Annotated in this window: 16 protein-coding genes; 6 read left to right on the forward strand and 10 right to left on the reverse strand. The window is 29.0% G+C overall.

Features of this window, described 5'->3' with window-relative positions:
• Positions 1–21 precede the first annotated feature (21 nt).
• Entirely contained in the window at positions 22–1,365 is a 1,344-nt protein-coding gene (locus ACSIGE_RS09210; protein WP_440879581.1) for an MATE family efflux transporter, read from the reverse strand.
• Between the two features lie 215 nt (positions 1,366–1,580).
• Positions 1,581–4,154, reverse strand: a complete 2,574-nt coding sequence (mutS, locus tag ACSIGE_RS09215) for a DNA mismatch repair protein MutS (RefSeq protein ID WP_440882198.1) — start codon at positions 4,152–4,154, stop codon at positions 1,581–1,583.
• A 148-nt stretch (positions 4,155–4,302) separates the two neighbouring features.
• Between mutS and ACSIGE_RS09220 the strand changes: the two genes are divergently transcribed.
• The 3 genes from ACSIGE_RS09220 (at position 4,303) to ACSIGE_RS09230 (ending at position 8,189) form a co-directional block, all read left to right on the forward strand.
• Positions 4,303–4,830: an RNA methyltransferase gene (locus ACSIGE_RS09220; RefSeq protein WP_440879582.1), complete on the forward strand. Its 528-nt coding sequence runs from the start codon at positions 4,303–4,305 to the stop codon at positions 4,828–4,830.
• A gap of 196 nt (positions 4,831–5,026) precedes the next feature.
• Complete coding sequence (locus ACSIGE_RS09225) at positions 5,027–7,363, forward strand: TonB-dependent receptor (RefSeq protein ID WP_440879583.1); 2,337 nt, start codon at positions 5,027–5,029, stop codon at positions 7,361–7,363.
• A gap of 4 nt (positions 7,364–7,367) precedes the next feature.
• Positions 7,368–8,189, forward strand: coding sequence for a DUF4249 family protein (locus tag ACSIGE_RS09230; RefSeq protein ID WP_440879584.1), 822 nt, complete (start codon positions 7,368–7,370; stop codon positions 8,187–8,189).
• Positions 8,190–8,350: 161 nt separating this feature from the next.
• Here the strand turns inward: ACSIGE_RS09230 and ACSIGE_RS09235 are convergent, their stop codons facing one another.
• From ACSIGE_RS09235 to ACSIGE_RS09245, 3 genes are all read right to left on the reverse strand, one after another.
• Positions 8,351–9,619, reverse strand: coding sequence for an MFS transporter (locus ACSIGE_RS09235; RefSeq protein WP_440879585.1), 1,269 nt, complete (start codon positions 9,617–9,619; stop codon positions 8,351–8,353).
• Positions 9,620–9,766: 147 nt separating this feature from the next.
• Positions 9,767–10,426, reverse strand: coding sequence for a hypothetical protein (locus tag ACSIGE_RS09240; RefSeq protein WP_440879586.1), 660 nt, complete (start codon positions 10,424–10,426; stop codon positions 9,767–9,769).
• Between the two features lie 305 nt (positions 10,427–10,731).
• Complete coding sequence (locus tag ACSIGE_RS09245) at positions 10,732–11,727, reverse strand: NAD(P)H-dependent glycerol-3-phosphate dehydrogenase (RefSeq protein WP_440879587.1); 996 nt, start codon at positions 11,725–11,727, stop codon at positions 10,732–10,734.
• 181 nt (positions 11,728–11,908) lie between these two features.
• On the opposite strand from ACSIGE_RS09245, the gene dut reads away from it, so the two are divergent.
• Entirely contained in the window at positions 11,909–12,340 is a 432-nt protein-coding gene (dut, locus tag ACSIGE_RS09250) for a dUTP diphosphatase (RefSeq protein ID WP_440879588.1), read from the forward strand.
• A gap of 1 nt (position 12,341) precedes the next feature.
• Here the strand turns inward: dut and ACSIGE_RS09255 are convergent, their stop codons facing one another.
• Together ACSIGE_RS09255 and recA are read right to left on the reverse strand one after the other, a co-directional pair.
• The gene (locus ACSIGE_RS09255) at positions 12,342–12,890 is read right to left on the reverse strand and encodes a GNAT family N-acetyltransferase (RefSeq protein WP_440879589.1); all 549 of its coding nucleotides are present in this window, start codon (positions 12,888–12,890) and stop codon (positions 12,342–12,344) included.
• Positions 12,891–13,080: 190 nt separating this feature from the next.
• Entirely contained in the window at positions 13,081–14,088 is a 1,008-nt protein-coding gene (recA, locus tag ACSIGE_RS09260; RefSeq protein ID WP_440879590.1) for a recombinase RecA, read from the reverse strand.
• Positions 14,089–14,463: 375 nt separating this feature from the next.
• On the opposite strand from recA, the gene ACSIGE_RS09265 reads away from it, so the two are divergent.
• Positions 14,464–15,321 (forward strand): N-acetylglucosamine kinase, encoded by an 858-nt coding sequence (locus tag ACSIGE_RS09265; RefSeq protein WP_440879591.1) that lies wholly within the window; start codon positions 14,464–14,466, stop codon positions 15,319–15,321.
• A gap of 15 nt (positions 15,322–15,336) precedes the next feature.
• Here the strand turns inward: ACSIGE_RS09265 and ACSIGE_RS09270 are convergent, their stop codons facing one another.
• The 3 genes from ACSIGE_RS09270 to ACSIGE_RS09280 form a co-directional block, all read right to left on the reverse strand.
• Complete coding sequence (locus ACSIGE_RS09270; RefSeq protein WP_440879592.1) at positions 15,337–15,795, reverse strand: GNAT family N-acetyltransferase; 459 nt, start codon at positions 15,793–15,795, stop codon at positions 15,337–15,339.
• Complete coding sequence (gene rpiB, locus ACSIGE_RS09275; RefSeq protein ID WP_440879593.1) at positions 15,795–16,229, reverse strand: ribose 5-phosphate isomerase B; 435 nt, start codon at positions 16,227–16,229, stop codon at positions 15,795–15,797. Before rpiB ends, ACSIGE_RS09270 begins: the two co-directional genes overlap by 1 nt.
• Positions 16,230–16,983: 754 nt before the next feature.
• Positions 16,984–17,910 carry a diacylglycerol/lipid kinase family protein gene (locus ACSIGE_RS09280; RefSeq protein ID WP_440879594.1) on the reverse strand — a complete coding sequence of 309 codons (927 nt, stop codon included), beginning with the start codon at positions 17,908–17,910 and terminating at the stop codon, positions 16,984–16,986.
• 92 nt (positions 17,911–18,002) lie between these two features.
• Between ACSIGE_RS09280 and rnr the strand changes: the two genes are divergently transcribed.
• Entirely contained in the window at positions 18,003–20,198 is a 2,196-nt protein-coding gene (gene rnr / locus ACSIGE_RS09285; protein WP_440879595.1) for a ribonuclease R, read from the forward strand.
• Positions 20,199–20,278 lie beyond the last annotated feature (80 nt).

Genomic DNA, 20,278 nt, shown 5'->3' on the forward strand with positions numbered 1-20,278 from the left:
TTATTCAAAAATAGCAATTTTCTATTCAGCTTTTTGTTGATTAGCTAATGGTAAAAACTTATTCTTAAAAATTAATAATAAAGGAATACTTCTTGCTATCATCCATAAATAAAAAGCAATCCAAATAGCATTTAATTTGTAATTCCAATAATCAAAAATCATTAAAACAGGAATAAAAATAAACGCAGTTGCTATTAGTAATAAATTTCTTAGATATTTAGCCTCTCCCATCCCCTTAAACATACCGTCGAATATAAAGGCTACCGAACAAACTGGTTGCATTAATAAAATGATCCAAAAACTTTTATAAAATTGTTTTAAAACTAAGGGTTCTTTGGTAAATATTTGTCCTATAAAAGTATAAAATATAAATCCTATTACAGCCAAAGTACTACCAAATAATAAACCATAAATAACAAGTTTTCTGCCAAGTTGTAGGAGGATTTTATATTTTTTTGCTCCTAATAACTTTCCTGAAAGAATATTTCCTGCACTAGAATATCCATCAATCATAAAAGCTCCCATTAACCAAATATTAAAACCAATAGTGTATGCTGCTATATACTCTTTCCCGTACGCAGTAGCATAGGATGTTCCAAAATATAAGGCTACATTTAAAGCTATTGTTCGAACAAAAAGGTTTACTATAATATTAATGAAATGCGGTATTTCACTATTAAATGGTAATTTAAATTTTAACCGTATCGTAGTTTTAGTAAGTAATAAATACAAGGATAATAATGCCATTACAAACTGAGCAATGACACTAGCATAAGCTGCTCCTTGAATATTCATTGCAGGAATATAATTTTCAATACCATACACTAGAACAAAATCTAATACAATGTTTACTATAGTTCCAACAATTGCTATTAACATCGGATAATAAGTATTTTGTAAACCTCTAAAAATCCCAAAAACAGCAATGACAAATAAAGTAAAAGGAAATCCAAAAACACGTATTTTATAGTACTGGATTGAAAAATCTAAAATAATTCCTTGTGCATTATAAAATTCAAATATTTGTTTGGCAAATGGATAACTGAGCAGTAAAATAACTAAACTTGCAACAATTACTATAAAAACTGCTTGAGCTGGAAGATCTTCAATTTCTTCTAATTTATCAGCTCCTAAATATTGTGAAACTATCGAAGAAATAGCGCTTCTTGTTTGACCAAAAACCCAAATTAGCATAGATAAAAAAGCACCTACAATTCCAATCGCTGCAATGCTTTCTGTAGCATTGTTTTGAATATTACCTACAATTGCCAAATCAGTAGTAGACAGCAAAGGTTCTACAATACCAGCAACTAAAGCTGGAATAGCTAATTTATTAATTCTTCTAAAACTAATATCTTGACTCATAATAAGGGTTAAAAATAGTTCATATTCTTTCTTCTACCGATGAAAAAAAATGAAAATGTAGTTTACATAAATCTTTTCTATTAACTCTTTATATCCAAAACTACCATGAAAAGTACTTATGTTACTAAAGCAATTTTCCATATCTTTTGCTTCTTACGGTGTATTTTTAAGTTTTATTTGGGTGATGAGTTATAGAAATAAGAAGATACTAGAGCTTACTTCTTCACCAACATACGCTTTATTTCATTCAACTTCATAAGAGCTTCAATAGGTGTTAAAGTATCGATATTAGTAGTTAATATTTCTTCTCTTAAATCTTCTAATAAAGGATCGTCTAACTGAAAAAAACTCAATTGCATTTCTTCATTACCTACCTCCTTTAAAGTATCTTTTACCTCTTTATTTGAATTATTTTCTTCTAGTTGCTTTAATATTTTATTTGCTCTTCGAATAACCATAGGTGGCATTCCAGCTAATTTTGCTACATGAATTCCAAAACTATGGTTACTTCCTCCTGACACCAATTTTCTAAGGAAAATAATGCTGTCTTTTAGTTCTTTTACTGAAACGTTGAAGTTTTTTATCCGTTCAAAAGTAGTGGTCATTTCATTTAACTCATGATAATGAGTAGCAAATAAGGTTTTTGCTTTAGAAGGATGCTCGTGCAAATATTCAGCAATAGCCCAAGCAATAGAAATGCCATCATAAGTAGAAGTTCCTCTTCCAATTTCATCAAGAAGTACCAAACTTCTTTCAGATATATTATTTAAAATGGAAGCTGTCTCATTCATTTCTACCATAAAAGTTGACTCTCCCATTGAAATATTATCACTGGCTCCTACTCTTGTAAAAATTTTGTCAACCAATCCAATACGAGCATTTTGCGCTGGTACATAGCTTCCCATCTGGGCTAATAATACAATTAAAGCTGTTTGACGTAAAATGGCTGATTTACCTGACATATTAGGACCAGTAATCATGATTACTTGTTGCTGATTTCTGTTTAATACAACATCATTGGCAATATACTCTTCACCAATTGGTAGTTGTTTTTCGATAACAGGATGTCGTCCATTTTTAATTTCAATATCAGTGCTTTTATCAACAATAGGCCGTACATAGTTGTTTTCTATTGCTAAGGTTGCAAATGATAATAAACAATCAATTTGAGCTATTAGTTGAGCGTTGTTTTGTACAGATTGAACATGTTCAATTATAAAACTTATTAAAGTACCAAATAACTCGCTTTCCAGTTGTTGAATTTTTTCTTCCGCTCCTAGAATTTTTGACTCATATTCTTTAAGCTCTTCAGTAATATAACGTTCTGCATTTACCAGAGTTTGCTTACGAATCCATTCTTCAGGTACTTTATTTTTATGCGTATTTCTTACCTCAATATAATAACCAAAAACATTGTTAAAAGCAATTTTTAAACTAGGTATTCCTGTTCTTTCTGTTTCTCTTTCGAGCATCGAATCAAGATATTCTTTACCTGAATTGGCTATATTTCTTAACTCATCTAATTCCTCTGATACTCCATTGGCAATTGTATTTCCTTTATTAATATTTACTGGCGCATCATCAAAAATTGTTGAAGATATTTTATCAATTAATTCTTTACAATCGTTTAATTGTTTTCCAATTAATTTAACAGAAGCATTTTTGCTGTTTTCAGACGCTTCTTTTATGGGCTTTATGGCTTTTAATGAATTTTTCAATAAAACTGTTTCTCTTGGAGAAACTTTACCTGTAGCAACTTTAGAAATTAGGCGTTCAATATCTGATATTTGCTTTAGTTGATAGGTAACAGTTTCAAAAAAATCATCAGTCTCAATTAAAAACTTCACCAATTCATGACGTTGTTTAATAGCATCTAAATCTTTTAGAGGAAGCGCTAACCAACGTTTTAAAAGCCTTCCTCCCATTGGTGAAATCGTTTTATCTATAATGGTTAACAAACAAACTGAATTGAGTGAATTACCACCATATAGCTCTAAATTTTTTATGGTAAAACGATCCATCCAAACATAATTATCTTCTGCTATTCTACTTATTGTTTGAATATGCTCTAGTTTATTATGCTGTGTTTCTGAAAGATAATACATAACAGCCCCGCCAGCCACAATTCCTTGTTCAAGTTCATCTACACCAAATCCTTTTAAATTTTTAACTTTAAAATGATTGCTCAAAGTTTCAAGTCCATAGTCTTTTTGAAACACCCAATCTTCTAAATAAAAGGTGTGAAATCTTTTTGTAAAAAGCTCTAAAAATTTTTGTTTGAATTGTTTTTGAACAAGTATTTCACTTGGAGAAAAGTTTTGTAGCAATTTATCTACATATTCATCATTTCCTTCAGCAATTAGAAACTCTCCTGTAGAAACATCTAAGAAAGAAACTCCTATTGTTTTTTTACTAAAATGAACTGCTGCTAAAAAATTGTTAGATTTTGATTGTAAAATATCATCATTCAAAGCCACCCCTGGCGTTACTAATTCTGTAACGCCACGCTTAACAATCTTTTTAGTCATTTTAGGATCCTCTAACTGATCACAAATGGCAACTCGAAGACCTGCTTTAACCAACTTAGGCAAATATGTATTAAGAGAATGATGCGGAAATCCAGCCAACGCTGTTTCACTTTCACTACCATTTCCTCTTTTAGTCAAAATAATACCTAAAACCTCCGATGCTTTAATAGCGTCTTCGCCAAAGGTTTCATAAAAATCCCCTACTCTAAATAATAACATCGCATCAGGATATTTTCCTTTAATTCCGTTATATTGTTGCATTAATGGGGTTATCTTTTTTGCCTTTGTTTTTGTCAAGTTTGTGGATTTTTTCTGTTAGTTTTGCGAAGATAGAAAAAAGTGATTAGTTGTTGGTTTTTAATAACTGGTTTTATATTTAATAAAACATCATACTGTTTATATATTTTTTATGAGGAAACTTAAAAACAATGAGTTAAGAAGAATCAGTGTCTCTGAGTTTAAAAAAGCTTCAAAAACACCATTAATTGTAATTTTAGATAACATAAGGAGTTTAAATAATATTGGTTCAGTATTCAGGACAGCCGATGCTTTTTTAATAGAAAAAATCTATTTATGTGGCATTACCGCAACACCTCCTAACAAAGAAATACATAAAACTGCTTTAGGCGCAACAGAATCGGTAGATTGGGAATATGTTGAAAACACCGTAGATTTGGTAAATAATCTTAAAAAAAATGACATTTTTATTGCTAGTGTTGAACAGGCAGAAAATAGCACTATGCTCAATAAATTTACCCCTAATGCTTCTAAAAAAACAGCTATCATTTTTGGAAATGAGGTAAAAGGAGTTCAACAAGAAGTTGTTTCTAATTCTGATGTTTGCATTGAAATACCTCAACTAGGAACAAAACATTCATTAAATATATCAGTAAGTTGTGGCGTTGTTTTATGGGATTTATTTACAAAGTACAATTAGTGAATCAATTTTAATATACAAAATATTCATACCTTTTTAAAAAAGATTTTGAATGTTATTTATACATTAATGAAGACTATGAAATTTATTGTAATTGATACTAAATATACTAATTTGTATTTTTTTTAACAATAAAAAAAAATGATTTCATAACTGAAAATCATTACTTTGCGTTTATTTTTTTATCATTTAATTAATGAAAAATTCAAATTATTTTTTTTTAATTGTTTTATTTTTTTGCTGTTTTACTAAACATCTTTATGGGCAAAAAACAAATAAAAAATATACTATTAGCGGGTATGTTAAAGAACTCGGGAGTCAAGAAGATCTTCCCATGGTTTCCGTTTTTATTCCTAATAAAAATTTGGGAACTAGTACCAACGATTATGGCTTTTATTCTTTAACCCTTCCTGAAGGAGAATACGAGTTAGTTATTTCTTATGTTGGCTACACCAATCAAAAAAAAACAGTAAAACTCCAAGAAAACCTAAAACTCAACTTTGAAATGGAAGTGAGTAGGGAAGTACTTGATGAAGTAATTTTGCATGCCAATAAGGAAACTAAAGAAAGTCAACAATCACAAATGAGTATGCTTAGACTGAAAACCAAAGATGTAAAAGAAGTACCAGCAATATTTGGAGAAAAGGATGTGATTAAAACCTTACAATTACTACCAGGTATTCATAGAGGAAGTGAAGGGTTCTCTAATTTCTTTGTACGAGGAGGAACACCAGATCAAAATTTAATCATATTAGACGATGCACCAGTGTATAACTCTAATCATTTATTTGGATTTTTATCCGTTTTTAATGGAGACGCCATTAAATCTATAGAAATGTATAAAGGCGGCTTTCCTGCACGATTTGGTGGTAGGTTATCCTCTGTATTAAAAATAGATACAAAAAATGGTAACAAAGAAAAATTAAAAGGTAAGTTTTCTGTAGGTTTAGTATCTACATCTGCCGTTTTAGAAGGTCCCATTAAAAAAGGAAAAACATCTTTTCTATTCAGTGGTAGACGAACATATTTAGATTTGTTATTAAAACCATTTTCAAATAGTGCTACTAGCTCTTTATTTAACTTCACTGATTTCAACTTTAAAATACATCATGTTTTTAATGATAAAAACAAATTATATTGGAGTAACTATTACGGTAATGATCATTTATCTATTTCTGAACCCACTGAAAATGGGATACTAAATAATCATAGTTCTTTAAATTGGGGTAATATTACCTCTACTTTGCGATGGAATCATGAGTTCAGCGATACGTTTTTTTCTAATACCTCTTTTATTTACAGCAATTATAATTTACAGGTTAAAAATGAATACACTACTGAAACACAAGAAAATATATTTAATTTAAAATCTGGAATTAACGATTTTGGTTTGAAAATGGACTTCGATTATTACCCAAATCCAAAACATCTCATAAAGTTTGGATTTGCCTCAACCTACCATCATTTTACACCAAGACAATCTAGATTAGAACAAAGTAGTGGTGATAACGCAGCATTTAAACAGGATATAAAATCATTAGAAAGTGCACTTTACGCCGAAGATGATTGGAAATTATCCAATTCTTTACGGTTTTCAGGAGGATTTCGATTCTCGCATTACAAGCATAAAGCTAAAACTTATATGAGTTTTGAACCACGAGCTACTTTATCTTGGAATGTGCAACCCAATTTAGCAGTTAAAGCTTCTTATGCTAATATGAACCAATACATTCATTTATTAACTAATGCCAACGCTGGACTTCCAACGGATATCTGGGTATCTTCTACAGAAAATCTAAAACCACAAAAATCAGAACAGTTTGCTCTAGGTATTGCAAAAGACTTTGTAGATAAAGGGTACACACTTACTTTGGAGGGATATTATAAAAAAATGGATAATATCATTTCCTATAAAGAAGGTACCTCTTTTATAACACTTGAAAATTCAATGAATGCAAAAGAAATCAATTGGGAAAAAAATATTACAAATGGACAAGGTTGGGCATATGGTACAGAACTTTTGTTTCGTAAAAATATTGGTAAAGTAACAGGGTGGTTAGGATATACACTCTCTTGGTCTGAACGTCAATTTGATGAAATAAATAAAGGAAAACGTTTTTTTGCAAAATATGACAGACGACATGATATCTCTTTGGTAAGCGTCTATAAGCCATCTGAAAATATTGTTTTATCTGGATCTTGGGTATTTTCTAGTGGAGATAATTTCAATTTATTGGATCGTGAAGCCTTAACGGGTCTGAATAACTCCTTAATTCCTAATGATAATTCAATACAACCGTTTTTAAAAGAACGTAACAACTTTCAGGGAGAAAATTACCACAGACTAGATCTTGGTATTCAACTACACAAAAAACTAAGTAAAAATACATCTCGCTTTTGGGAATTTTCGATATATAATGCCTATGGAAGAAAAAATCCTTTTTTTTATCATTATGATTACAGAGAAAATAAACTAATGAAAAGAACTTTTCTTCAATTTGTACCCTCCATAAGTTACACCTATAGATTTTAATACTATGAATTACATAAAAAATATTATTTTAGGAACACTTTGTCTTTTATGCATCAGCTGTGAAAATAATTTTGATGCAAATCATTTATTAGATCAAAAACAATATACCGTAATTAATGGGTATCTATGCCCTCAAGATGCAAATATAAAAATACAAGTATCAAAGTCTAAAACTATCGGTGGTAGCGAAGGTATCGAAGATTTATTGATTGCAAATGCCTTAGTATCTATCAAAGATACCAATGGAAATAGCATAAACTTACCTTATTCTTCTACTTCTTATAGCTACGAAATTTCTGCTTCCGAATTTCCAATTATTGCAGGACAAAAATACTTTCTTTCCGTAGAAATAAATGACGACACTTTTCAAGCTTCTTGTACCATACCATCAGAAATGGTACAAAATGTTGATGTTACTGTGCAAAATCATATAAAGCCTTGGGGAGGCGAAGAAAAAGAAATAATAATTAATTTTCCCGATATTAAAAACACAAAAAACTATTATATCGTCGCTTCCTATGATGATATCCCAAATTCAAATTTTTATGAATATTTATTTGTTTTAGATACTGGTTTTGAAAATAGAAATATTACTGCAACAGCAATCCAATATTATTTTGACGAACAACCAGAAAAAATTCAAGTACGTGTTGCCAATGCGGAGAAGATATTATACGATGCAATTAGTGCTATGGACTCCAACTATTCGAATGAAGGTATTCTCTTTTATGAAAGTGTCGTTAGCCCTTCGAATATAGAAGGAAAAGATGCATTAGGTGTTTTTGCAGGGTACCAGCTAACCATAGTTGAGCAAGATATCGACTAAAGTTATACCAATTAACAAACCATAATATTAAATAAAATTAGTACAAAATGTTTGTATGTACTCCCTAAAGTAATAATTAGGCTTTCTATTATAAAGCCCAATTATTATTTATATCATAAAAGACAAATTATATAATTTTTCCACCCCCCACGCCCTATATATTATACTGATTTTTCGTGTTCTTCTAAATCTTTAGTAAGATCTAACTTTCTTAAAATTGGATTCCATATTCCTGTTACTACTACCGTTATTAAAGTCATGGTACCACCAAAAATCACTGCAGTAACTGTACCCATAATTTTAGCCGTAAAACCGCTTTCAAGTGCACCTAACTCATTAGAAGAACCAACAAACATAGAATTTACGGAAGCGACCCTTCCACGCATGTGATCTGGAGTTTTTAATTGTAAAATAGTTTGTCTAATAACCATAGACACTCCATCAGTTACACCACTAAAAAATAATGCTACCAAAGAAACAATAAAAGATGTTGATAAACCAAATGTGATAATACATATACCAAATCCAAAAATAGCGACTAAAAGCTTTATTCCCGCATTTTTACTTACTGGTATGTAGGCAGTAAGTAACATAGTTAAAAAAGCACCAATAGCAGGAGCCGCTCTTAGAGCACCGAACCCTTCAGCCCCAACTTTCAAAATATCTTGCGCAAACACAGGTAATAATGCAATTGCTCCTCCAAATAATACAGAAATCATATCTAAAGTTATGGCACCTAAAATTGCTTTAGTTTTAAATACATAGTTTATTCCTTCTCCTAAACTTTTCCATATTTTTTCTCCTTTATTGGGGTTTAAAATGGGCTTTTTCTTTATTAAAAAAACTAATAATAATGAAATTAAGACCAAAATAAACACAAAACTAAGTGACTTACTTACACCAAAAAAAGAAATTGAATATCCAGCAAAAGCAGGACCTAAAACTCCAGAAATTTGCCATGTAGAACTGCTCCAGGTAGCTGCATTTGGATATAATTTTTTTGGAACAATCAATGCCATCAAAGAAAAAATTGTAGGGCCAAAAAATGAACGTAAAAAACCTCCAAAAAATACCAAACCGTAAATGCTATATAAGACAGTGTTTTGACTCCAATCTGCAATAAATGATGTATTAGTTAAAAAGTACAAACCGAAACTAATAAGAGAAAATAAAGCAATACATAACGCTAATAAATTTCTTTTTTCTTTTTGATCAACTATATGTCCTGCAAATAATGCCATAGAAAAAGCCGGTAAAAATTCGAATGCTCCTATAAGGCCCAAGCTCCATGGATCTTTAGTTAAAGAATATACTTGCCATTCAATAATTATAAACTGCATTGACCAAGCAAATACTAAAAAAAAACGCATTAAAAGAAATATGTTAAACTCTTTAATTCTTAAAGAAGCATAAGGATCTTTTGTTTTCATAAATTTGATTAATTCGGATTTTACCCCATTATAACATCAAAAGTATAGAAAATAACACGATACAAAGTGTTAAAAAATATAGATTCAAAAACCTAAATTAAAATAATACACTAGTTAATTAACTGGTTTTATCTTATAATACTTAATCTAGTTCAATTTTAGATCCATTAGAATAGCAAAAGTTTCATTTACATCTTCTTCCTTAACAACGATTGTCATTTCATGTGTAGTTGATATAACCTCTTGAACGGCTATATTAGCCCATGCAAACTGCTTCAATATAAAATAATAAACACCAGATTGTTCAAGATTTTCTTTTGGAAGTTTAATAGTAATTGAAGCTAAATCATTAACATTATTAATTAATATTTCGCTTTTAAAGATATCTTCCACAAAAGGTTGTAAATTTTTACTTGTTACTATATTTGTTTCAAAAATTCCTTGTGAAACTGTTAAAAAGTAATCATTACTATCTGCTGATTTACTCAAAATTTTTGCTATTTCTTTGAGTAAAGAGGGTGTATTTTTAAAAGTGAAATCACATAAATCAGACCTCACAATAACATCTCCCAAATCTAGAGCCAGTTTTTTTATATTTTTTCTGATTCTTAATTCATTAACTGGAGACAACCTGTTAATTGCCATCATAACTGCTCCTACTTTCACATCTTTTTTCAAAAGCTTGGAAACCTCTGGTAAAATTTCTCTCGCAAGTGAGGATACATTGATGAGTTTTTCGTTAAGTGCTTCTTCTATAAAAGGTGTTTTTCTAATGGTTATTTCAACAGCTTCTTGAATTGTTTTCATGGGTTAATTAAATTGAGCTTTTAGATTAAAAATTAACTATCTAAATAATAAAATTACTTTAAATTTTAAATTCTCAAAAGATCTATTTTTTGTAATTATAAATAAAAAAAGGAAATATTTGATTTGAAGTAAAAATATGCTTTTATTTCTTAATCAATGAGTTTTATAAAAAAATTGTAAATTCGTTTTTGGAGTGGTTTTATAAATTTCATTTTAAAACAACGTTAAAAATCAGGTAATTAAACTGAAGCGATTGATGAGGATTTCTTAATTGTAAGAAAAGTTTTTTGTACAAATACAAACAACTAATCTAATCTATTTGTTAACTTTCTGAACTCATCTTTCGCTTCTTTTTTATCATATAATATATTGTAAACAGTATCTATTATGGGAGTCTTAGCTCCGTTTTCTTTTTTGATTTTATAAGCGCTATTTGATGCATAATAACCTTCCGCAACCATACTCATTTCAAACATTGCAGATTTTACTGTATAGCCTTTACCAATCATATTTCCAAACATTCTATTTCTACTAAATACGGAATATCCTGTAACCAATAGATCTCCTAAATAAGCTGAATGATTGATATTTCGCTTCATTTTATGAACTTTTTTAATAAAACGTTTCATTTCCCTAATCGAGTTACTCATTAAAACAGACTGGAAATTATCACCGTAACCAAGACCGTGTGCAATTCCAGCAGCTATAGCATAAATGTTTTTTAACATCGCTGCATACTCAGTACCAATGATATCGTCCGAAATTTTTGTCTTGATATAACGACCTTTAATTTGCTTACTTAAATAGTTAGCTTTCTTCTTATCTTGACAAGCTATAGTAAGATAAGATAATCGTTCCATTGCAACTTCTTCAGCATGACATGGCCCAGTTATAACTCCAATATTTTCATAAGGTATATCATAGAATTCGTGAAAATACTCTCCTACAATTAATCCTGTTTCTGGAACAATACCTTTAATAGCAGAGAAAACTATTTTCCCCTTCAATGAACCTTTTAATTTATCAAGTTCTGCTTTTAAAAAAGCAGAGGGAATTGCAAAAATTAAAACATCATAATTTTGAACAATTATATCAATATTATCAGATAATTCTAATTGTTCTGGATGTAATTCTGCGGAACTTAAATAGCTAGGATTATGATTGTTTCTTTTTATATGCTCTATTGCATAAGTACTTCTCATATACCATCCAATAGTATTGGAATTTTCAGAGAGCATTTTAACAATAGCTGTTGCCCAACTTCCACCTCCTAATACAGCTATCTTTTGATTTTCTTCCATTTAGTTATTTGTTTTACAGTGCGAAATTAATAAATATGATAACTATAACCTCAAACTTAAAGTCATTATATTTTATTTTTAAAAAGTAACGTTAAATAAACGATTAATTTGCATTTCAAAAAGACTTATTTTTTAATAAAAAAATCATGTACTTTTGACTTCATCAATCTAAATTTTAATTATGAATATAAAAATTATAAATAAATCAAAACATGAAATTCCAGCCTATGAAACAAAAGGATCAGCAGGAATGGATTTACGTGCAAATTTAGAAAAATCTATTATACTGAAACCTTTGGATAGGGTTATTGTAAAAACAGGTTTGTTTATAGCACTTCCATTAGGTTTTGAAGCTCAAGTTCGTCCAAGAAGTGGGTTGGCTGCTAAAAAAGGAATTACTGTATTAAATGCTCCAGGAACAATAGATTCTGATTACCGAGGAGAAATAGGAGTTATTTTAGTAAATATTTCTAATGAAGAGTTCCATATAAAAGATGGAGAACGAATTGCACAATTAGTAATTGCTAAGCATGAACAAATAACTTGGACAGAAGTAGAAAAGTTAATTGAAACCGAACGAAATACAGGTGGTTTTGGTAGTACAGGTATTTAAATTACCGTAAGTCTTTTACGACTTGATTCATCTTTTTTACCGAATCGTGTAATAAATTAAAATCTAAAAAGCAGTGGGAGTGGTATTGAAATCCTTTTCTTTTGTAAAAATTAAATGCCTGTGGTTTTTCGTTCATAGTGTCGAGCCATAAAAATTCATATTGCTTTTTTTTAGCTTTATTTTCAATCCACATTAATAAACTACTACCAACTCCTAAACCATGTACTTTTGGATGCAAATAAATTCTTTGAAGTTTTACTATTTTTTTCTGTGAAAAATTTTTTAATGGTTCGTCCCATATAATTCTCATGTTACCGATAATTTCATTCTTATACAAAACAAAATAGTATTCTGTATTTTTTTCTAAAATTTCTTTTAAAATGTTTTGCTTACCGTACTGTTTTTGAACAAACCAATTTCCATTGTCCTTCCAAAAATGCCCATACGCCAGTGAATAAACTTCTTTCATTAGAGCATACATGACGGTAACATCTGACGTTTTTACAACACTTAATTTTATTAAATCTGAAATAATTATACTTGTATTCATTCTATTGAAATATTAAAAATAAATTTATTTTAAAATTTAAATAGCCTACTTTGTAAAAGTAAAAATATTTTTATCAAAGCCGCAACATTTCACATAAGCATCTAAAAAAATAAAAAAGCTACTAATAAAATATATAGTAGCTTTTCATTTAATTATTTTTTGATGATGGCTAAAACTATCATTTCATTTTTTACTCTTGATTTTCAATAGCTTCTTTAATTTTATTTTCAAGCTCATCCATCAACTCAGGATTATCTTTAATGATCCCTTTTACAGCATCTCTTCCCTGACCTAATTTAGTATCTCCATAACTAAACCAAGATCCACTCTTCTTAATAATATTGTAATCTACACCAATATCTAATACTTCCCCTACCTTCGAAATTCCTGCACCATACATAATATCAAATTCTGCTTGTTGAAAAGGTGGAGCAACTTTATTTTTTACAATTTTAACTTTAGTACTGTTACCAACAACTTTATCACCATCCTTAATTTGAGTTCGTCTTCTTATATCTAATCGAACAGAAGCGTAAAATTTAAGAGCATTACCACCAGTTGTTGTCTCTGGATTTCCAAACATTACTCCTATTTTCTCTCTTAACTGATTGATAAATATAACTGTACAGTTCGTTTTACTTATGGTTGCTGTTAATTTACGTAGAGCCTGAGACATTAAACGAGCATGGAGTCCCATTTTAGAATCTCCCATTTCTCCTTCAATCTCAGATTTTGGGGTCAAGGCAGCTACAGAATCTACCACAACAATATCAATAGCTCCAGATCTAATTAAATTATCAGCAATTTCAAGTGCCTGTTCACCATGATCTGGCTGTGATATAATCAAATTATCAACGTCAACTCCTAGACTTTCTGCGTAAAAACGATCAAAAGCGTGTTCGGCATCAATAAAAGCAGCAATTCCACCACTTTTTTGAGCCTCAGCTATTGCATGTATTGTTAAAGTTGTTTTACCAGAAGATTCTGGTCCATATATTTCTATAATTCGACCTCTTGGATAACCTCCAACTCCTAACGCTAAGTCTAACCCAAGTGATCCAGAAGAAATTGCGTCTATATCTTCAATCTGACTATCACCTAGTTTCATTACTGTACCTTTACCATAAGTTTTATCTAACTTATCCAAAGTAAGTTGAAGCGCTTTTAATTTCGCTTCTTTCTCTTTATCTGCTGCCATAAAATCTGCTAAAAACTTTTTAATAAAAAATAAGAAATGCTAAGTTATAAAAAACTTACTGTTTTTTACTTAAAATATTATTAGTTTTTACTTAGTACATATAACTTATATTTTACTAAAAAAAATGATTTATTAACAAATAAAAAATGTTTTATGACATAAGTTTTAAATGAGTTATAAAAAATTTGATTGATAATTAATTGTTTTTAAATCCTTAAATTTACGTAACCTGTCTAAAAAATTAACTCATTAATAAACATATTTTTATATTTGAACTCATTTTTTTTCTATGAGAAATAGAAAACTTTTCTGTAATGATTCATATAAATTATGAAAATAATTGACAATTATTTAAAACCTATTAAACTGTAAATAATGATTTTAGTAGCAGACGGTGGCTCTACAAAAGTTGACTGGGTAGCCATAGACAATGATAAAAATGAAATATTTAGAACAAGTACTTTAGGGCTCAATCCTAATGTTGTTTCTTCTTTAGAATTACAATCACGTTTAGAAAGTTCTTCTGAATTAATGGAGTACAGGACATTAATTTCTGAAATTTACTTTTATGGTGCAGGACTTGGAACCTCTTCTCCAAAAATAATTTTAAATGAAATTCTAAAAAATTTCTTTCAAAATACCAAAAAAATAACAGTTGAAGAAGATATATTAGGAGCAGTATATGCCTCTGCAAAAAATGAAAAAGCCATTGTATGTATTTTAGGAACAGGAGCTAATAGCTGCTATTATAATGGAGAATCTATAACGTGTATTGCTCCATCATTAGGATACATTATAATGGATGAAGCGAGCGGAAATTATTTTGGGAAACGTTTAATCAGAGACTTCTTTTACAAAAAAATGCCTAGTGAAATTGCTGCTGCTATGAGTGATGAATTTGATTTAACTCCTGATGTAATTAAGTCTAACTTGTATAAAATAGATAATCCTAATAAGTATTTAGCTTCTTTTGCTAAATTCATGTTCAATCATCAAAATGATTCATATATAAGAAAACTAGTAATGAATGGTTTTAAAAAGTTTTTTCTTTATCATGTTTTAAATTACAAAAAAAGTAAAGACACGCCAATTTATTTTATTGGGTCTATTGCATTTTATTTTGGAGATTTGTTAAGAGAAGAAGCAAAGAAAAATGGAGTTCAAATTACAGGCATTATTGCAAAGCCAATAGATAACTTAATAGAATATCATAAAGAAATATTAGTTTCTTAAAAATAAAAAGCTTCCTTAATTGGAAAGCTTTTTATTTTTTATTATCATTTTAACATGTGGTATACCATCTTCTAAGTATTCTTCTCCGATAGTTTCAAAACCATGGGAAGTATAAAATTTCAACAAATACGTTTGTGCTGATATACTGATTTCCTGAGTATTATAGTAGTTATTAACAGCTTTAATAGAGGCTTTAATTAAATCGTGTCCATATCCAAACTTTCGTTGCGATTGATCTACAACAACTCTACCTATACTTGAAGTATCAAAATACTGTCCACTATCAAACAAACGCGTATATGCTATAATTTTCTCTTCTTTGGTTCCAATTACATGCAAAGCCTTTTGATCTTTTCCATCAAGATCCTGGTATACACAATCTTGTTCCACAACAAAAACTTCCGAACGCAATTGTAGAATTCTATATAATTCGGACGTTGTTAATTCAGAAAATGTTTTTACTACAAAATTCATTATTGATTACATGCTATTTTATTAACTCTATTTTCATGACGACCACCTTCAAACTCGGTAGACAAAAATATCTTCACAAAACCTAGAGCCTGATGTAATGAAACAAAACGTGCAGGAATTGCCAATATATTTGAATTATTGTGTTGACGTGCCAATTCAACCAGTTCATTATTCCAACACAAAGCTGCTCTCACACCTTGGTGTTTATTAGCAGTTATTTGCGCACCATTTCCACTTCCACAGAGTATAATACCAATTTCTGCTTTACCTTTTTCAACAGCATCTGAAGTAGGATGAATAGAGTCAGGATAATCCATGCTATCGTTCGTATCGGTTCCAAAATTTATAACCGTATGTCCTAATTCTTCCAAGAGTTTAACTATCTCAAACTTATAATCAGTACCAGCATGATCATTACCAATTGCTATTGTCATAATTTATTGATTTTAATTAAGTTGTGAACTACAAAAGTAAGGTTATTAGTGGTTGTCAACAGTAATTATCAATACTTTTTTGAAAACCTTTAATAAGTCCTTTACTATCAAGGTATTTCAATAAAAAATAAAAATGTTAAAAACTATTGGTATATTTTAAAAAATAAATTTGTGTTTGTTTAGTTTTTTTTCAATACAATTACAACTTTCAATTAAGCAACTTTTTTTCTTAGTTTTTAACTAACATTTATCAACATTTTTTTTACAGTTTATTTACATAAAATATTAAACTTTTAATCAATAAAAAATAGTGAAATAGTATTTAATAACATTGTTGATAACCTCAATAAATGTATAGTTTTAAAAGACTTACTCTATTTATAATATGTTAATGATTTTTAATAAATCAGAAAAACAATTATTATTTCATTTTTTTACTCTACATATTCACACACTATAATAATTAATATATATTTTTTAAATTTTTAAATTCTATTTGTATTATAATATTAGATGTTAATAACATGATTTTACAATTAAAATTTATTTAAAAGAAAGTAGTCTGGAATTTTAGTTAAGAAAGGTATAATGCTATATACTTTAATATAGAGTATTGGTTTAGATTCGTTGGCTAGTAAACTATGGTTTCTTTCAAATTAATTACTTTATCTGCAGCAGTCTTGGTGGAATAAAAAAATTAGAAGAGCTATTTCTATATTTAAGTATTACTTTCATATGCCACTTAATATTGTATTTAACCATAAAAAGGTTTATTAACAACAAATTGAATTGCTTTGTTATAAATAGAAACTTTAACGGAACCACTACCTACTAACTCTCCATCGGCTTCTATAAAACTACTTAGATTTTGATTTTTAGGAACTATTAACAACGACGTACTTTTGTATGTTGAAATTTTTTTATGGTTTATAATGGAACCATTGTATAAACCTCGTAAGTTCTTAATCAAATCTAATATATTTAGATTTTTAGCAATTGTAATATCAAACAATCCATTTGATGAACTTGAATAACTTGTTAATTTCATTCCGCCACCAGAATATTTACAAATACCAAATAGTATCATTAAGCATTTTTCTTTTATTGTTTCATTGTTTACTTTTATTTCATATTTATTTTTTTTATAAGATATAATCGCTGAAATACTACTTATCAAATAGGAAATGGCTCCTAAATTTTTTAATTTATCCATATTACTAACAATATAACCATCATAACCTATTCCAGCTACATTATTAAAATATCTTGAGGTATTCTTTAACTCTAAGAAACCTATATCTTGATATTCTGTATTTACTTTTTTTATAATCTCTATTGATTTTTTAATATCGTTATCAATATTGTAGGTTTTTATCCAATCATTTCCCGTACCTATTGGAATTACTCCTATTACAATTTTGTTTTGAGAGATTATATTTTGCTTCATTACTCCGTTAACTATGTAATGAAGAGTTCCATCTCCTCCAATTGAAATAAAATGAGTGTACCCTTTTCTTATAGCATCATAAACTATTTCAATTTCGTGTTTATGATACTCTGTTATTTTAAATTCATATTCAATATTGAAATATTTTAAATAGGAATGAATTTTAATATGTTGTTGTTTATAATTATTCTTTCCGGCAATCGGGTTAGCAATAGCATACCATTTTTGAGTCATATTTTAGTAAGTAAAATCTAAATCAGAAAAGTACAAAAAGTTTAATAAGAAATTAATTTGTAATTTGCAAAAAATTTTAAGACGCTAGATTAATGACTAGAAAGAAAAAAATACCAAAAAGAAAAGGAAGAACTATAAAAGACTTAGGAAGGAAAATATTAAAAATCCTAAATAAAGATAGTAATAAGAACTATAATTATAAACAACTTGCATCACAGCTTGAAATAAGTGATTCAGAGGGAAAGAATCTTGTTATAAAAAAGCTAAATGAGTTTTTAGCTACAAAAAAAATTATCGAGACAGAACGTGGAAAATATAAAATCAATGAAGATCGAAAATATTATACAGGTACATTAGATACTACCTCAAATGGTAATGCCTATTTTATATGTGATGATTTTGATGAAGATATTTTTGTACCCTCTGTTAATTTAGGTCATGGATTACATAATGATACTGTAAGAGCTTATGTTTATAAAAAAAGACGCAGTAATAAAACTGAGGCAGATGTAGTAGAAGTTATAAAACGTGCTAAAAAAGAGTTCGTTGGGGTTTTACAGATGAGTAAAAATTTTGGTTTTGTTCTGCCTGATAGCAATAAAATGTATACTGATATTTTTATACCTAAAAGTAAAATTAATGGAGCAGTTAACGGTGATAAAGTTCTAATTAAAATTACTGACTGGCCGGAAAACTCAAAGAATCCTTTTGGTAAAATATTAGATATATTAGGAAAGCCAGGAGAACATGATACAGAGATTCACTCAATTTTGTTAGAATATGGACTTCCGTATGACTTTCCTCCTGAAATTGAAGAAGAAGCAAAAAAACTTCCTATTCAAATAACTGAAGATGATATTTCTATAAGAAGAGACTTTAGAAATGATTTAACTTTTACGATAGATCCAAAAGATGCTAAAGATTTTGATGACGCACTATCTTTTACCAAATTAGATAATGGAAATTATGAAATAGGAGTACATATAGCAGATGTTTCTCACTATGTTCAAGAAGGAACTGATTTAGATAGAGAGGCATACGAAAGAGCTACCTCTGTATATTTAGTGGATAGGGTTGTGCCTATGTTGCCAGAAATATTATCGAATGGTGTATGTTCACTTCGTCCTAATGAGGAAAAACTAACTTTTTCTGCAGTATTTGAAATAAATGAAAAGGCGCAAATTATGAATCAATGGTTTGGACGCACGATTACTTATTCAGATAAAAGATTTGCATATGAAGAAGCTCAATATATTATTGATTCTGAAAGTAACGAAATTTCTGAGGAAGTTTCATTAACAGGTGAAAAATATAGTGTTGATAATAATATAGTTGATGCCATTTTAACATTAGATAAATTAGCTAAAATATTACGCAAACAAAGAATGGATGAAGGGGCGATTTCTTTTGATAAGGTTGAAGTGAAATTTGATTTGGATGAAAAATCAAATCCCGTTGGAGTTTTTTTTAAAGAATCAAAAGATGCAAATAAATTAATAGAAGAATTTATGTTATTGGCTAACAGAAAAGTTGCTGAAGCTATAGGATTTTCCAAAGGTAAAGCATCTAATAAAACTTTTATTTATAGAGTTCATGATGAACCTGATGTAGAAAAACTAGCTTCATTACAGAATATAGTAAATAAATTCGGATATAAAATTAACACAGAAACAAAAGAAAAAACTTCTAAAAGCCTTAATAAACTTTTAAGTGATGTACATGGAAAAGGAGAAGCAAATATGGTTGAAACATTAACCATAAGATCTATGAGTAAAGCTGAATATACAACTCAAAATATAGGTCATTATGGTCTCGCTTTTGATTATTACTCTCATTTTACTTCTCCAATACGAAGATATCCTGATGTCATGACACATAGGTTATTACAACACTATTTAGAAGGAAAAAAATCACCCAAAGTAGAAATTTATGAAGAGCGATGTAAACACTCGTCTAAAAGAGAAGAACTAGCATCTAAAGCTGAACGTGATTCTATAAAATATATGCAGGTAAAATATATGCAAGACCACAAAAATCAAAAATTTGATGGAGTTGTTTCAGGTGTTACCGAATGGGGGGTTTATGTTGAGATTATAGCTAATAAATGTGAAGGAATGATTCGAATTAAAGATATAAAAGATGATTATTATATTTTTGACGAAAGCCAATACGCTATTGTTGGACAGGCAACTAAAAATACAATTCAATTAGGAGACAATGTTGTTGTTAAGGTAAAGCATACAGATTTAGAACGAAAGCATCTCGACTTCGAATTAGTATTAAGTTAAAGTTTATTAATAACTAATAATAAATTCATAAAATTGCCCTTACAGTATTACTACGATTGACAATTATTAATTTTATCATA

Source organism: Tenacibaculum profundi (assembly GCF_052050075.1).
Classification (GTDB): domain Bacteria; phylum Bacteroidota; class Bacteroidia; order Flavobacteriales; family Flavobacteriaceae; genus Polaribacter.

Coding starts and splice junctions, on each gene's coding strand:
- ACSIGE_RS09270 (WP_440879592.1), bottom strand. CDS start 15,795: ATGAATTTTGTAGTAAAAACATTTTCTGAATTAACAACGTCCGAATTA.
- ACSIGE_RS09265 (WP_440879591.1), top strand. CDS start 14,464: ATGATTTTAGTAGCAGACGGTGGCTCTACAAAAGTTGACTGGGTAGCC.
- ACSIGE_RS09280 (WP_440879594.1), bottom strand. CDS start 17,910: ATGACTCAAAAATGGTATGCTATTGCTAACCCGATTGCCGGAAAGAAT.
- recA (WP_440879590.1), bottom strand. CDS start 14,088: ATGGCAGCAGATAAAGAGAAAGAAGCGAAATTAAAAGCGCTTCAACTT.
- ACSIGE_RS09210 (WP_440879581.1), bottom strand. CDS start 1,365: ATGAGTCAAGATATTAGTTTTAGAAGAATTAATAAATTAGCTATTCCA.
- ACSIGE_RS09255 (WP_440879589.1), bottom strand. CDS start 12,890: ATGAATACAAGTATAATTATTTCAGATTTAATAAAATTAAGTGTTGTA.
- dut (WP_440879588.1), top strand. CDS start 11,909: ATGAATATAAAAATTATAAATAAATCAAAACATGAAATTCCAGCCTAT.
- ACSIGE_RS09225 (WP_440879583.1), top strand. CDS start 5,027: ATGAAAAATTCAAATTATTTTTTTTTAATTGTTTTATTTTTTTGCTGT.
- ACSIGE_RS09245 (WP_440879587.1), bottom strand. CDS start 11,727: ATGGAAGAAAATCAAAAGATAGCTGTATTAGGAGGTGGAAGTTGGGCA.
- ACSIGE_RS09235 (WP_440879585.1), bottom strand. CDS start 9,619: ATGAAAACAAAAGATCCTTATGCTTCTTTAAGAATTAAAGAGTTTAAC.
- ACSIGE_RS09230 (WP_440879584.1), top strand. CDS start 7,368: ATGAATTACATAAAAAATATTATTTTAGGAACACTTTGTCTTTTATGC.
- mutS (WP_440882198.1), bottom strand. CDS start 4,154: ATGCAACAATATAACGGAATTAAAGGAAAATATCCTGATGCGATGTTA.
- rnr (WP_440879595.1), top strand. CDS start 18,003: ATGACTAGAAAGAAAAAAATACCAAAAAGAAAAGGAAGAACTATAAAA.
- ACSIGE_RS09240 (WP_440879586.1), bottom strand. CDS start 10,426: ATGAAAACAATTCAAGAAGCTGTTGAAATAACCATTAGAAAAACACCT.
- ACSIGE_RS09220 (WP_440879582.1), top strand. CDS start 4,303: ATGAGGAAACTTAAAAACAATGAGTTAAGAAGAATCAGTGTCTCTGAG.
- rpiB (WP_440879593.1), bottom strand. CDS start 16,229: ATGACAATAGCAATTGGTAATGATCATGCTGGTACTGATTATAAGTTT.